Origin of the sequence: Paraburkholderia sp. BCC1884, assembly GCF_900996225.1 — a bacterium.
Taxonomy (GTDB): Bacteria; Pseudomonadota; Gammaproteobacteria; order Burkholderiales; family Burkholderiaceae; genus Paraburkholderia.
Window position 1 is genome coordinate 103,626 of record NZ_CAAJGL010000044.1, and the last position, 12,430, is coordinate 116,055.

Here is a 12,430-nt window from a genome sequence, read left to right on the forward strand (position 1 = left end):
CGCCTTTCTTCATTCTGTTGCCGTGTGCCGTTCCGCCACAAGCGGAACGTGCACCGCGCGCCACGATCACAGCACTGCAAATTTGCACCTGAATGGCGCTCAGCAAGGGCGTCGAAAGAGTTGTACTAAACTAGCGAAACGGCGTGACAGCGAGCTGGCTTGCCAGCTGTTGCCGCCGACCTTCAACCCATTCCCAGACAACACCCGATTGCTATGCTGCTGATTCCCGCCATCGATCTGAAAGACGGTCACTGTGTACGCCTCAAACAAGGCGATATGGACCAGGCGACGATATTCTCCGAGGAACCGGCGGCGATGGCCCGACATTGGGTCGATCGCGGTGCTCGCCGTTTGCACCTCGTCGACCTGAATGGCGCGTTCGCCGGCAAGCCCAGGAATGAAGACGCGATCCGCGCCATCATCGAGGAAGTGGGCGGCGCGATTCCCGTTCAGCTGGGCGGCGGTATCCGCGACCTGAACACGATCGAGCGCTATCTGGACGACGGTTTGTCGTACGTGATCATCGGCACGGCGGCGGTCAAGAATCCGGGCTTTCTGCAGGATGCCTGCACGGCGTTCGGTGGCCATATCATCGTCGGGCTGGATGCGAAAGACGGCAAGGTCGCGACCGATGGCTGGAGCAAGCTGACCGGTCACGAAGTCGTCGATCTCGCGCGCAAGTTCGAGGATTACGGCTGCGAGTCGATCATCTACACCGACATCGGCCGCGACGGCATGCTGCAAGGCATCAACATCGAAGCGACGGTGCGCCTCGCGCGTGCGGTCAAGATTCCGGTGATCGCGAGCGGCGGATTGTCGAACCTCGCGGACATCGAATCGCTCTGCGAAGTCGAAGACGAAGGCATTGAAGGCGTGATCTGCGGCCGGGCGATTTACTCGGGCGATCTCGACTTCGCGGCCGCGCAAACCCTCGCGGACCGGCTGCGCGAATCGGACGACGCTTAAAGCGCGTGCTTCGGCTTGCGGCGATCCCTTTCGACGCATGAGGCGCGCGCCTCGGCGGCGCGCCGGCCCTGTGCCGTTCGCCTCAGCGCGAACGGCCTCATCAGCGGTACTGGCAGAATTGCAAGATCATGGCTCTAGCTAAACGCATCATCCCCTGTCTCGACGTCACGGCTGGCCGCGTGGTCAAGGGCGTCAATTTCGTCGAACTGCGCGACGCGGGCGATCCGGTCGAAATCGCCCGGCGCTACGACGATCAGGGCGCCGACGAACTCACCTTCCTCGACATCACCGCCACTTCCGATCAGCGCGATCTGATCCTGCCGATCATCGAAGCGGTCGCCTCCCAGGTGTTCATTCCGCTGACGGTCGGCGGCGGCGTGCGCGCCGTCGAAGACGTGCGGCGTTTGCTGAACGCGGGCGCGGACAAGATCAGCATGAACTCGTCGGCGGTGGCCAATCCGCAACTCGTGAAAGACGCGACCGACAAATACGGCTCGCAATGCATCGTCGTCGCGATCGACGCCAAGCGCGTCTCCGCCGACGGCGAAACCCCGCGCTGGGAAGTCTTCACGCACGGCGGCCGGAAGGCAACCGGCCTCGAAGCGGTCGAATGGGCGCGCAAGATGGCCGAACTGGGCGCGGGCGAAATCCTGCTCACCAGCATGGACCGCGACGGTACCAAGAGCGGCTTCGACCTGGCGCTCACGCGCGCGGTGTCGGACGCGGTGTCGATTCCCGTGATCGCCTCGGGCGGCGTGGGTAACCTCCAGCATCTGGCCGACGGCATCAAGAACGGTCACGCTGACGCGGTGCTGGCCGCGAGCATCTTCCACTACGGCGAACACACCGTGGGCGAGGCCAAGCGCTTCATGGCCGATCAGGGCATTTCGGTGAGGTTGTGACGTGGTGAATCCCTCGGCAGTGAATTGGCTCGACAAGGTCAAGTGGGACGCGAACGGTCTGGTGCCGGTGATCGCGCAGGAAGCGTCGACCAACGACGTGCTGATGTTCGCGTGGATGAACCGCGAGGCCTTGGCGAAAACCGTCGAAACCGGCCGCGCGGTGTATTTTTCGCGCTCGCGCCAGCGCCTGTGGTTCAAGGGCGAAGAGTCCGGCCACGTGCAGCATGTGCGCGACATCCGGCTCGATTGCGACGAAGACGTCGTGTTGCTGAAGGTGGAGCAGGTGTCGGGCATTGCTTGCCACACTGGTCGCCATTCGTGCTTTTTCCAGAAATTCGAAGGCTCGGTGGAGGATGGCGACTGGGTTGCCGTCGATCCCGTGCTGAAAGACCCCGAACACATCTACAAATGACGCAATCCATCCCAAACACGGAAGCCGCTTCGCCTACTACCAACGACACGTTGATGCGCCTCGCTGCGATCATCGACAGTCGCAAGGGCGGCGACCCGGACGTTTCCTATGTGTCGCGCCTGTTTCACAAGGGCGACGATGCGGTGCTCAAGAAGATCGGCGAAGAAGCGACCGAAGTCGTGCTGGCGGCCAAAGATGCACGCCATGGCGGCGCGCCGAAGGCGCTGGTCGGAGAAGTCGCGGACTTGTGGTTCCACTGCCTCGTGATGCTGTCGCACTACGATCTGAGCCCGGCCGACGTGCTTGCCGAACTCGAACGCCGCGAAGGCATGTCGGGCATCGAGGAAAAGGCGCTGCGCAAGAGCCGCGAACGCGAGCAGAACGGCGACTGAGCGCCGCTTCGCGAAACGCGTCGGTGGTGTCTTGAACTGGCGGGCGGTGGCGCCCATATTGCACTGAACATATCCGATCGCATCCTCGGGAGGACGCCAAGCATGGAACAGTCGCAAGAAAACTACCCGCTGCCGGTCTATCGCAATGCCATCGAGCCCGAGCGCGAACGCAGTCTGCGCACGCTCACCCACGTGCTGTACGCGCTCTACGCGGTCCACTGGTTGACGGGCGGCCTGACGATCCTGATCGCGATCATCATCAATTACGTGAAACGCCCCGACGTGGTGGGCACGCCCTACGAAGCGCACTTCGAGTGGCAGATCCGTTCGTTCTGGATGGCCTTGCTGGGCTATGCGATCGGCGGCGTGCTGCTGTTCGTCGTGATCGGCATTCCCGTGCTGTGGGCCGTCAGTATCTGGATGTTGTACCGTATTATCAAAGGCTGGCTGTATCTGTACGATAACAAGCCGCTTGCGAATCCGCGTGGCTGGTTCTGAGTCTGGTCCGATCCCGGTCGGGCCCGCGCGAACTGCGCCGCGTCAGGTTTCGCGCTTTAGCCACATTGCGTCAGGAATACGATGAGCCACGACCCGAACTGCCTTTTCTGCAAGATCGCCGCCGGCGAGATCCCGTCGACCAAAGTCCACGAAGACGACGAGTTCCTGGCCTTCCGCGATATCAACCCGGCCGCCGAAACCCACGTGCTGGTGATTCCCCGCAAACACATCGCCACGCTGTCGAATTGCACCGAAAACGATGCGCCGCTGCTTGGTAGAATGCTTGTCTTGGTGGCGCGTCTGGCCGATCAGTTGGGCGTGGCGTACAAAGGCGGAGAAACGGGTTTCCGGACGGTCATCAATACTGGTCCGGGCGGCGGGCAAGAGGTGTATCACCTGCACGCGCACATTCTCGCCGGGCCGCGGCCGTGGCAGCGCATGGGCTGAAAGCGCGACGCGGGCCGGCTCGGTCCGCCAGCACTTATGTTCGGCCACCATGGCGCGACCGTTGTATTTACAACATTGTAATGACGCCGACGCGAACGTCCGGTCACAATGACTTTCGCCGGCCCGCCGGTTGAATCGGAACAGCCTGCGGTTACGTATAGAGGAAGCGTACGCGCTTCAAGTCACGCCGCAAGGCGCACGAGTTTCGCCGCATCATGTGCGGTGTCGGGGTTAAGGAGAGTAGTCATGGGTTCGTTGAGCATTTGGCATTGGCTGATCGTGTTGTTGATCGTGGCGCTCGTGTTCGGCACGAAGAAGCTGCGCAATATCGGTGGCGATCTGGGTGGCGCGGTGAAGGGCTTCAAGGAAGGCATGAAGGAAGCCGAAACGCCGCCGGCTGCCGACGCGCAGCAGCGCGAACTGCCGCGCAACGGCGCCGTGGATGTGGAAGCGAAGGAAAAGACGCCGCGTTCCGGCGATTACCGCTAAGCCGCGGCTCACCCGCGTTACTGACGGACACTCCACTTCATGCTGGACCTCGGTCTAACCAAGATGGCGCTGATCGGCGTCGTCGCGCTAGTCGTACTCGGGCCCGAGCGCCTGCCACGCGTCGCCCGTACGGCCGGCGCGTTGTTCGGCCGCGCGCAGCGGTATATCAACGACGTCAAGGCCGAAGTGACGCGCGAGATCGAACTCGACGAACTGCGGAACATGAAAAGCGAGTTCGAAAAGGCTGCGAGCAACGTCGAAAATTCGGTTCAGGACAATCTGCGCAAGCACGAGACCGAATTGAACGATGCCTGGAACAGCGGCTCGCCGGTGTCGCCGAGTATTGCCGGCGGCGCGCTCGAAGACGTCGGTAATACGTCGTGGGCCAGCAGCACGCCGTCCACGAGCCCCAAACGCAAGAACTGGCGCGTCAAGCAAACGGCTATGCCCACCTGGTACAAACGCGCAACCACGCGCCGCACGCGCGTGCAGTCGGGTGCGGCACGCGTGGCGCGACATACGCCGGCCACCATGCGTCGTCCGACGCGGTTCTTCTGATGATCAGAACGACAATCTCTAACCGAGGGCCGGCGTGAGCGACCCCCAGCAAACCCAGGACGAAGGCACTGAAGAGACCTTCATTTCCCACCTCGTTGAATTGCGCGATCGCATCATCCGCGCCGGCCTTGCCGTCATCGTGGTGTTCGTCGGACTCGTGTATTGGGCACCGGACATTTTCCGTCTGCTCGCGCGCCCGCTGATGCAGAACTTGCCGAAGGACGGCAAGATGATCGTGACGGACGTCACCGGCTCGTTCTTCGTGCCGATGAAGGTGACCATGATGGTCGCCTTCGTGATCGCGCTGCCGATCGTGCTGTACCAGATCTGGGCGTTCATCGCGCCTGGTCTCTACCAGCACGAGAAGAAGCTGGTCGGGCCGCTGGTGGGCAGCAGCTATACGCTGTTCCTGTGCGGCATGGCGTTCGCGTACTTCGTGGTGTTTCCCACCATCTTCCGTGTGATGGCGCACTACAACGCGCCGCTCGGCGCGGAGATGACCACGGATATCGACAATTACCTGAGCTTCGTGTTGACCATGTTCCTCGCGTTCGGGGTGACCTTCGAGGTTCCGATCGTGGTGGTGCTGCTGGTCCGCATGAACTTGCTGACCATCAAGAAGTTGCGGGAGATTCGTCCGTATGTGATCGTCGGCGCGTTCGTGATTTCGGCGGTGGTGACGCCGCCGGACGTGTTCTCGCAGCTGATCCTGGCAATTCCGCTGATCGTGCTGTACGAGGCCGGGATCATTGCGGCGCGGTTGATTGTCGGCAAACAGCCGGCGGTGATCGAAGAGGCGAGTTCGCCGGATTGATTCCGCGGCGCACTGATCGCTCACTGTGAACTGAAACAAAAAGGGCAGTCCGTGATGGACTGCCCTTTTTGTTTTGCGCCTGTCTTGCGCGGCACGTCGACATTCTGTTAACCGCCGTCGTCGTCCTGATCGCCGCCGCCGTTGTCTTCCGCCGGTTGCTTCGGCGGAGGAGGACGCTTGCCGATCGTCACATCCAGATCCATCTCGCGGGTCTTGCGCACCAGGTGCACCTTGGCCGCCGTGCCCGGCTTGATCTGCGCGATTACGTTCAGCAGCCGCGTGGTGTCGGTGATCTCCTGACCATTCACGCTCATCAGGATATCGCCCGGCTTGATGCCCGCGCGATCCGCCGGCCCGTTCTTCAGCACGCCCGCGACGATTGCTCCCGACTTCTGTTCGAGCCCGAACGACTCGGCGATCTCCGGCGTTACGTCCTGCGGTTCGACACCGATCCAGCCGCGCGTGACCGAGCCGGTGGTAATGATGCTTTCCAGCACGCTACGCGCCGTTGACACCGGAATCGCAAAGCCGATGCCGAGCGAGCCGCCCGAGCGCGAGTAGATCGCGGTGTTGATGCCGAGCAGATTGCCGTTCACGTCGACGAGCGCGCCACCCGAGTTGCCTGGGTTGATTGCCGCGTCGGTCTGAATGAAGTTTTCGAAGGTGTTGATGCCGAGGTGGTTACGCCCCAACGCACTGACGATCCCCATGGTCACCGTCTGCCCGACGCCGAACGGATTGCCGATCGCCAGCACCACGTCGCCCACGCGCGTCTGGTCCATGCGGCCGAGCGTAATGGTGGGCAGATTGGTCATGTTGACCTTCAGCACGGCCAGATCCGTCTCGGGATCGACGCCGATCACCTTGGCATTCGTGGTGCGGCCATCGGCCAGCGCGATTTCAATCTGATCGGCGCCGTCGACGACGTGCTGGTTCGTTAGAATGTAACCTTCCGAACTCACTATGACGCCGGATCCCAGGTTGGACGCGGGCTGTTCCTGCTGCTTGTTTTTGTTCTTGTCGCCAAAGAAGTAGCGGAACAACGGATCTTTCGCGCGCGGGTCGGGCGGCAGTGAGCCATCCTTGCTGGAGAATACATTGACGACCGCGGGCATGGCCTTTTGTGCCGCGTCCGCATAGGACGCCTGGGCGGGGCCGCTGCCGATGCCTGGCGCCACTTCCCGTAGGGCGACGATCGGTTCGGCGAGTTGCTTGCCGAATTCGCCTTGACGCTGCAGCCACTGCGGTTTGAGGGTCGCAATGATGAACATGAGCGCCAACAGCACGGTCACCGCTTGGGCAAAGAACAGCCAAAAGCGTCTAAGCATCTGAAGACTAGAGGTTTATATGGATCGGATCGAACTTGAATTGTACTTGAACAATCTCCTTGAAACCGCGCGCTTCAAGGACTATTGCCCCAATGGTTTGCAGGTCGAGGGGCGTCGCAAGATTAATAAGCTCGCGACCGGCGTAACCGCCTCGGTGGCCTTCCTGGAGGCCGCGCTCGACTGGGGCGCGGACGCCGTGCTGGTTCACCACGGCTACTTCTGGCGCAACGAAGCGCCGCAGATCACCGGCCGCAAATACGCGCGCCTGAAGCTGCTGCTCGGCAACGATCTGAACCTGTTCGCCTATCACCTGCCGCTCGACGACCATCCGCTGTACGGCAATAACGCGCAGATCGGCGAGAAGATGGGCTGGATCAGCGACGCGCGGTTCGGCGAGAACAATCTCGGTTGGCTCGCCACCTTCCCGATGCCGATCACGCTCTCGCACCTCACTGCTGAGATCGAGCAGACGCTCGGCCGCACGCCGCTCGTGTTCGGCGACCCGGACCGCGAACTGCGCCGCGTCGGCTGGTGCACCGGTGCCGCGCAAGGCATGTTCGACGCCGCCATCAACGCGGGCGCGGACGTCTACCTTACCGGCGAAGTGTCGGAGTCGATCATGCACACATCGGCGGAAAGCGGCGTGGCGTTTCTGGCAGCCGGCCACCATGCCACGGAGCGCTTCGGTGTGCAGGCAGTGGGCAAGCATCTGTCCGAGGAGTTCGATATCGAACACACGTTTATCGATATCTCTAATCCCGTTTAAATTGCCAAATCCGGGATAAGCGCATGGCAGAAGAAAAAGGTACGAATAACGCATAAGACGCTTAAAAGGAGGAGCGAAAAAGTTTGCGATTCGTACGGAGAAACCCTGATTTATCAAGGGCTTCGCACGGTTTTTGGCAATCGGCCCTTGTAAATGGCGACTCCATTCGCGCAAACTAGCGGCGGTAGAAGCGACGTGAAGGAAAAATCCAACTCAGAAGTGGGGCGTGTGATGCGAGACAAGGAAGATGAACGCGTCGACGGCAGCCGCCGTACCTGGCTGATAGCGACGACCGTAGCAGGTGGCATAGGAGGCGTTGCCACTGTCGTACCCTTTGTTAGTTCGTTTGCACCATCTGAAAAGGCCAAGGCAGCGGGTGCCCCGGTCGAAGTCGATATTAGTGATCTCAAGCCCGGCGACATGAAGACCGTTGCCTGGCGCGGTAAGCCGGTGTGGATCATCAACCGCACCGACAGAATGCTCGCCGATGTACAGAAAGCCGATAACGAAGTAGCCGATCCCCACACCAAGAATCCTTTTTCGATGCCGTTGCCGGAGTACTGCAACAACGAATTCCGTTCACGCACCGACCACAAGAACCTTTTCGTCGCCGTCGCCGTGTGCACCCATCTGGGCTGTACGCCGACGCCACGCTTCCAGGAGGGCGCGCAGCCCAATCTTCCAGACGACTGGCCAGGCGGCTTCCTGTGCCCGTGCCACGGCTCGACCTATGACATGGCCGGCCGCGTCTTCAAGAACAAACCTGCGCCGCAGAACCTGGACATTCCGCCCTACATGTTCACGTCGGCTACCGGCCTCGTGATCGGCAAGGACGAGAAAGGAGAAGCGTAATGGCGATCGAACACGAAGTAGAGACGACCGGGCTGGTCGGCTGGATCGACCGGCGCTTTCCTCTGACGTCCACCTGGAAGAAGCACGTTTCCGAGTACTACGCGCCGAAGAACTTCAACTTCTGGTACTTCTTCGGTTCGCTCGCCTTACTGGTGCTGGTCAATCAGATCGTCACCGGCATCTTCCTCACCATGAACTACAAGCCCGACGCGACGCTCGCGTTTTCGTCGGTCGAGTACATCATGCGCGAGGTGCCGTGGGGCTGGCTGATCCGCTATATGCACTCGACGGGCGCGTCGATGTTCTTCGTGGTCGTGTATCTGCATATGTTCCGCGGGCTGATGTACGGCTCGTACCGCAAGCCGCGTGAACTGGTGTGGGTGTTCGGCTGCGCGATCTTCCTGTGCCTGATGGCCGAAGCGTTTTTCGGCTATCTGCTGCCGTGGGGACAGATGTCGTTCTGGGGCGCACAGGTGATCGTGAACCTGTTCTCGGCGATTCCGTTCATCGGGCCGGATCTGTCGCTGTGGATTCGCGGCGACTATGTCGTCTCGGACGTCACGCTGAACCGCTTCTTCGCGTTTCACGTGATCGCGATTCCGCTGGTGCTGATTGGCCTGGTGGTCGCTCACCTGGTCGCGCTGCATGAAGTGGGCTCGAATAACCCGGACGGCATCGAGATCAAGGCGAAGAAGGACCCGGACGGCATCCCGCTCGACGGCATTCCGTTTCACCCGTACTACTCGGTGCACGATTTCATGGGCGTGTCGGTGTTCCTGATGATCTTCGCGGCGATCATCTTCTTCGCGCCGGAAATGGGCGGCTACTTCCTCGAAGCGAACAACTTCGTTCCCGCCAATCCGTTGCAGACGCCGCCGGAAATCGCGCCGGTCTGGTACTTCACGGCCTTCTACGCGATGCTGCGCGCCACCACCGATCCGTTCAAGATCGTGCTGATGGTCGTGATCGCGCTGCTTGGTCTGCTCGCGCTAGTGCGTGCGCGCGGCAAGTGGAAGCTTGGCCTGCCGGTGGTCGCAGTGCTGGTGATCGTGGCGATGGCCTTCACGGAATCGAAGTTCTGGGGCGTGGTGGTGATGGGCGGCGCGGTAATTTCACTGTTCTTCCTGCCCTGGCTCGACCGCTCGCCGGTGAAGTCGATCCGTTACCGGCCGTTCTTCCACAAGGTGTTTTACGGGATCTTCGTGGTCGCATTTCTGACGTTGGGCTTCCTCGGCACTAAACCGCCGTCGCCGGTTTCGACGTTGATTGCACAGATCTGCGCGTTGATCTACTTCGCGTTTTTCCTCGGTATGCCGTTCTGGACGAGGCTTGGCACGTTCAAGCAACCGCCCGAACGGGTGCGGTTCAAGCCTCACTAATCGCGAGCCAGGAGAACACGAAATGAAAAAACTGCTTTCGAAGTGCGCGCTGATCGGCGCGACACTGCTCGCGGTGCTGGCCGCTCCGGTGCATGCGGACGAGAATTTCCCACTCGACCGCGCGCCCGATAACGCGGAGAATTTCGCTTCTTTGCAGCACGGCGCGCAATTGTTTGTAAACTACTGCCTGAATTGCCATAGCGCGAATTTGATGCGCTACAGCCGGCTGACCGACCTCGGCATCACGCCGGCGGAAATTCAGTCGAATCTGCTCTTCAGCACCGACAAGGTCGGCAACACCATGACCGTGGCGATGCGCCCGGACGACGCCAAAGCTTGGTTCGGCGCGGCGCCGCCGGATTTGTCGGTCGAAGCGCGGGCGCGCGGCAAAGACTGGTTGTACACGTATTTGCGCAGCTTCTACCGCGACAATACGCGGCCGACCGGCTGGAATAATCTGGTGTATGAGAACGTGAGCATGCCTCACGTGCTGTGGCAGCTTCAGGGGCAACGTACCGCGAAGTTCGGTGACGACACCGACGAAAAGACGGGGGAGACGGTACACAAATTTGTCGGTTACCAGCAGGTCACGCCGGGGACGATGTCGCCGGTAGATTATGATTCTGCTGTGGCCGACCTCGTGTCGTACCTGTCCTGGATGTCCGAGCCGACTCAGAAAACCCGCAAACAGCTTGGCGTGTGGGTGCTGATGTTCCTCGGTATCCTGAGCTTTTTCGCCTGGCGACTGAACGCCGCGTACTGGAAACATATCAAATAATCACGCCGTCACCCGGCGTGGGGCCGGCGCCAGGAAAAACCTGCTGAACGGTTTTTCCGTGCGCTGGCCCTTCAGCTTTTTGAGGAAACGTAAACATGATGGTTCTGTATTCCGGCACAACTTGCCCGTTCTCCCAGCGTTGCCGGCTGGTGTTGTTCGAAAAGGGCATGGACTTCGAGATCCGCGACGTCGACCTGTTTAACAAGCCGGAAGACATCGCCGTGATGAATCCGTATGGTCAGGTGCCGATTCTCGTCGAACGGGACCTGATTCTGTACGAATCGAACATCATCAACGAATATATCGACGAGCGTTTCCCGCACCCGCAACTGATGCCGGCCGACCCGGTTCAGCGCGCGCGCGCCCGTCTGTTCCTGCTGAACTTCGAAAAGGAACTGTTCGTCCACGTCGGCACGCTCGAAAACGAAAAGGGCAAGGCCGCTGAGAAGAACCACGAGAAGGCCCGTCTTGCGATTCGCGATCGTCTGACCCAGCTCGCGCCGATCTTCCTGAAAAACAAGTACATGCTCGGCGAAGAGTTCTCGATGCTCGACGTCGCGATCGCGCCGTTGCTGTGGCGTCTGGACCACTACGGCATCGAGTTGTCGAAGAACGCAGCCCCGCTGATGAAGTACGCCGAGCGCATTTTTAGCCGCCCGGCTTATATCGAAGCGCTGACGCCTTCGGAAAAGGTGATGCGTCGTTGAGTTTGGCTCCAGGGTGAGGGCGCCGCGCGGTTGGTCCGGCGGCCCCGCGCCCGGCAAGAGGACTGTTGATGCAAGAGATTTCCACCAAGCCCTATCTGCTGCGCGCGCTCTACGAGTGGTGCACGGATAACGGCTATACGCCGCACATTGCGGTCCGGGTCGACAATCAGACGCGCGTGCCGCGTCAGTTCGTGCGCGACAACGAGATCGTGTTGAACATCAGCTTCGAGGCGACCAGTCAGCTGCAGATGGGCAACGAATGGATCGAGTTCAGCGCGCGCTTCTCCGGCAAGTCGCACAAGATCGAAGTGCCGATTGCCAACGTTCTCGCGATCTACGCGCGTGAAAATGGCCAGGGGATGGCGTTCCCGGTCGAGTCGGCAGGCGGCGAAGCGCTGGATTCCGGCGCCGACGCGGAGCTGGCCGACGAAACCGAGGCGCCGGTGACACCGGCCGCGCCGCGTGCCGTCGAAACGGCGCCCGCAGCCGATGCGTCCAACGCCAAAACCGACCACGCAGCGGACGGTCCGCAGCCGGACGACGACGGGTCGAAAGGTGGCGGAAGGGCTCGCCTCAAGATCGTAAAATGAAGTAGAATCACGGCCTCATGCCGGCTTAGCTCATCAGGTAGAGCGCTTGACTTGTAATCATGAGGTGGCGGGTTCGAGTCCTGCAGCCGGCACCAGTTGTACGAAACGGGGTTTCTGTTCATTCAGAAACCCCGTTTTTTATTTCAGATTCGCGCCCGCCTGGAAGGCCGGACTCACGCGCTTCATTGAGCAACTGGTGGCGGATATCGTGCCGCTCACTCAGGGCGAAAGCGATGGCGCCGATGATCGTCATGCTGCTCGACGGCGCCACCCTCGCGGTGCAGATTTACGGCCGCGCGAGCGCCGCGTCGGACGCATGACAAGCCGCGCGTGCTTTGCTGGTCGGGCGTTCCGCGCCTGTCGCCTGGCGGCGCGCTGTTCATTTCGACGCGGGGTCGCCACGCTTCGGTGAGCACCGGATTGGCCGAAAATGCCCGGATCTCTTTCACCTTGTCGATTGTGGACTTTTTAGTCCAAGTGTTTGCTCTACCCGCCCGGAAAGCGGCTTGGGTGGCGGCTCCGGCGAGGCTCGCGCACGAATTGCGCACCGCG

The 12,430-nt window shown here is 61.0% G+C and carries 17 protein-coding genes and 1 tRNA gene; 16 read left to right on the top strand and 2 right to left on the bottom strand.

What is annotated here, in order from left to right; translation table 11 throughout:
* The first annotated feature begins 213 nt into the window (after positions 1–213).
* The 9 genes from hisA (at position 214) to tatC (ending at position 5,478) form a co-directional block, all read left to right on the top strand.
* A complete protein-coding gene (hisA, locus tag FQ705_RS03480; protein WP_144138029.1) occupies positions 214–966 on the top strand; it encodes a 1-(5-phosphoribosyl)-5-[(5-phosphoribosylamino)methylideneamino]imidazole-4-carboxamide isomerase in 753 nt (250 codons plus the stop codon).
* A 128-nt stretch (positions 967–1,094) separates the two neighbouring features.
* Positions 1,095–1,868, top strand: a complete 774-nt coding sequence (hisF, locus tag FQ705_RS03485) for an imidazole glycerol phosphate synthase subunit HisF (RefSeq protein WP_144138030.1) — start codon at positions 1,095–1,097, stop codon at positions 1,866–1,868.
* A gap of 1 nt (position 1,869) precedes the next feature.
* Positions 1,870–2,280 (top strand): phosphoribosyl-AMP cyclohydrolase, encoded by a 411-nt coding sequence (gene hisI, locus FQ705_RS03490; RefSeq protein ID WP_186307769.1) that lies wholly within the window; start codon positions 1,870–1,872, stop codon positions 2,278–2,280.
* On the top strand, positions 2,277–2,672 hold the full coding sequence (locus tag FQ705_RS03495; protein WP_144138032.1) for a phosphoribosyl-ATP diphosphatase: 396 nt from the start codon (positions 2,277–2,279) through the stop codon (positions 2,670–2,672). The genes hisI and FQ705_RS03495 overlap by 4 nt, the downstream gene beginning before the upstream one ends.
* 102 nt (positions 2,673–2,774) lie before the next feature.
* Entirely contained in the window at positions 2,775–3,170 is a 396-nt protein-coding gene (locus tag FQ705_RS03500) for a DUF4870 family protein (protein ID WP_144138033.1), read from the top strand.
* A gap of 81 nt (positions 3,171–3,251) precedes the next feature.
* Positions 3,252–3,617, top strand: a complete 366-nt coding sequence (locus FQ705_RS03505; RefSeq protein ID WP_144138034.1) for a histidine triad nucleotide-binding protein — start codon at positions 3,252–3,254, stop codon at positions 3,615–3,617.
* Positions 3,618–3,863: 246 nt separating this feature from the next.
* On the top strand, positions 3,864–4,106 hold the full coding sequence (gene tatA, locus FQ705_RS03510) for a Sec-independent protein translocase subunit TatA (protein ID WP_144138035.1): 243 nt from the start codon (positions 3,864–3,866) through the stop codon (positions 4,104–4,106).
* A 39-nt stretch (positions 4,107–4,145) separates the two neighbouring features.
* Positions 4,146–4,664 (top strand): Sec-independent protein translocase protein TatB, encoded by a 519-nt coding sequence (gene tatB, locus FQ705_RS03515; RefSeq protein ID WP_144138036.1) that lies wholly within the window; start codon positions 4,146–4,148, stop codon positions 4,662–4,664.
* Between the two features lie 34 nt (positions 4,665–4,698).
* Positions 4,699–5,478: a twin-arginine translocase subunit TatC gene (gene tatC / locus FQ705_RS03520; RefSeq protein ID WP_144138037.1), complete on the top strand. Its 780-nt coding sequence runs from the start codon at positions 4,699–4,701 to the stop codon at positions 5,476–5,478.
* Between the two features lie 107 nt (positions 5,479–5,585).
* Here the strand turns inward: tatC and FQ705_RS03525 are convergent, their stop codons facing one another.
* The gene (locus tag FQ705_RS03525) at positions 5,586–6,806 is read right to left on the bottom strand and encodes a Do family serine endopeptidase (RefSeq protein ID WP_144138038.1); all 1,221 of its coding nucleotides are present in this window, start codon (positions 6,804–6,806) and stop codon (positions 5,586–5,588) included.
* 19 nt (positions 6,807–6,825) lie between these two features.
* Here FQ705_RS03525 and FQ705_RS03530 point away from each other — a divergent pair, with 19 nt between their 5' ends.
* The 7 genes from FQ705_RS03530 to FQ705_RS03560 all read left to right on the top strand — a co-directional run bounded on the left by FQ705_RS03530 (position 6,826) and on the right by FQ705_RS03560 (position 11,973).
* The gene (locus FQ705_RS03530) at positions 6,826–7,572 is read left to right on the top strand and encodes a Nif3-like dinuclear metal center hexameric protein (protein WP_144138039.1); all 747 of its coding nucleotides are present in this window, start codon (positions 6,826–6,828) and stop codon (positions 7,570–7,572) included.
* Positions 7,573–7,803: 231 nt separating this feature from the next.
* Positions 7,804–8,424 carry a ubiquinol-cytochrome c reductase iron-sulfur subunit gene (petA, locus tag FQ705_RS03535; RefSeq protein WP_012434493.1) on the top strand — a complete coding sequence of 207 codons (621 nt, stop codon included), beginning with the start codon at positions 7,804–7,806 and terminating at the stop codon, positions 8,422–8,424.
* Positions 8,424–9,803, top strand: coding sequence for a cytochrome b (locus FQ705_RS03540; RefSeq protein ID WP_144138040.1), 1,380 nt, complete (start codon positions 8,424–8,426; stop codon positions 9,801–9,803). The genes petA and FQ705_RS03540 overlap by 1 nt, the downstream gene beginning before the upstream one ends.
* A 22-nt stretch (positions 9,804–9,825) precedes the next feature.
* Positions 9,826–10,581: a cytochrome c1 gene (locus tag FQ705_RS03545; protein WP_144138041.1), complete on the top strand. Its 756-nt coding sequence runs from the start codon at positions 9,826–9,828 to the stop codon at positions 10,579–10,581.
* A 95-nt stretch (positions 10,582–10,676) separates the two neighbouring features.
* The gene (locus tag FQ705_RS03550; protein WP_006052302.1) at positions 10,677–11,288 is read left to right on the top strand and encodes a glutathione S-transferase N-terminal domain-containing protein; all 612 of its coding nucleotides are present in this window, start codon (positions 10,677–10,679) and stop codon (positions 11,286–11,288) included.
* Positions 11,289–11,356: 68 nt separating this feature from the next.
* Entirely contained in the window at positions 11,357–11,878 is a 522-nt protein-coding gene (locus FQ705_RS03555) for a ClpXP protease specificity-enhancing factor (protein WP_144138042.1), read from the top strand.
* Between the two features lie 19 nt (positions 11,879–11,897).
* Positions 11,898–11,973 (top strand) — tRNA-Thr (locus FQ705_RS03560).
* A gap of 23 nt (positions 11,974–11,996) precedes the next feature.
* Here the strand turns inward: FQ705_RS03560 and FQ705_RS34395 are convergent.
* Positions 11,997–12,131 (bottom strand): hypothetical protein, encoded by a 135-nt coding sequence (locus tag FQ705_RS34395; protein WP_260854379.1) that lies wholly within the window; start codon positions 12,129–12,131, stop codon positions 11,997–11,999.
* Positions 12,132–12,430: the final 299 nt, after the last annotated feature.

Coding starts and splice junctions, on each gene's coding strand:
- FQ705_RS03505 (WP_144138034.1), top strand. CDS start 3,252: ATGAGCCACGACCCGAACTGCCTTTTCTGCAAGATCGCCGCCGGCGAG.
- FQ705_RS03495 (WP_144138032.1), top strand. CDS start 2,277: ATGACGCAATCCATCCCAAACACGGAAGCCGCTTCGCCTACTACCAAC.
- FQ705_RS03530 (WP_144138039.1), top strand. CDS start 6,826: ATGGATCGGATCGAACTTGAATTGTACTTGAACAATCTCCTTGAAACC.
- tatA (WP_144138035.1), top strand. CDS start 3,864: ATGGGTTCGTTGAGCATTTGGCATTGGCTGATCGTGTTGTTGATCGTG.
- FQ705_RS03555 (WP_144138042.1), top strand. CDS start 11,357: ATGCAAGAGATTTCCACCAAGCCCTATCTGCTGCGCGCGCTCTACGAG.
- FQ705_RS03550 (WP_006052302.1), top strand. CDS start 10,677: ATGATGGTTCTGTATTCCGGCACAACTTGCCCGTTCTCCCAGCGTTGC.
- FQ705_RS34395 (WP_260854379.1), bottom strand. CDS start 12,131: ATGACGATCATCGGCGCCATCGCTTTCGCCCTGAGTGAGCGGCACGAT.
- hisF (WP_144138030.1), top strand. CDS start 1,095: ATGGCTCTAGCTAAACGCATCATCCCCTGTCTCGACGTCACGGCTGGC.
- hisA (WP_144138029.1), top strand. CDS start 214: ATGCTGCTGATTCCCGCCATCGATCTGAAAGACGGTCACTGTGTACGC.
- FQ705_RS03500 (WP_144138033.1), top strand. CDS start 2,775: ATGGAACAGTCGCAAGAAAACTACCCGCTGCCGGTCTATCGCAATGCC.
- FQ705_RS03525 (WP_144138038.1), bottom strand. CDS start 6,806: ATGCTTAGACGCTTTTGGCTGTTCTTTGCCCAAGCGGTGACCGTGCTG.
- FQ705_RS03545 (WP_144138041.1), top strand. CDS start 9,826: ATGAAAAAACTGCTTTCGAAGTGCGCGCTGATCGGCGCGACACTGCTC.
- petA (WP_012434493.1), top strand. CDS start 7,804: ATGCGAGACAAGGAAGATGAACGCGTCGACGGCAGCCGCCGTACCTGG.
- FQ705_RS03540 (WP_144138040.1), top strand. CDS start 8,424: ATGGCGATCGAACACGAAGTAGAGACGACCGGGCTGGTCGGCTGGATC.
- tatB (WP_144138036.1), top strand. CDS start 4,146: ATGCTGGACCTCGGTCTAACCAAGATGGCGCTGATCGGCGTCGTCGCG.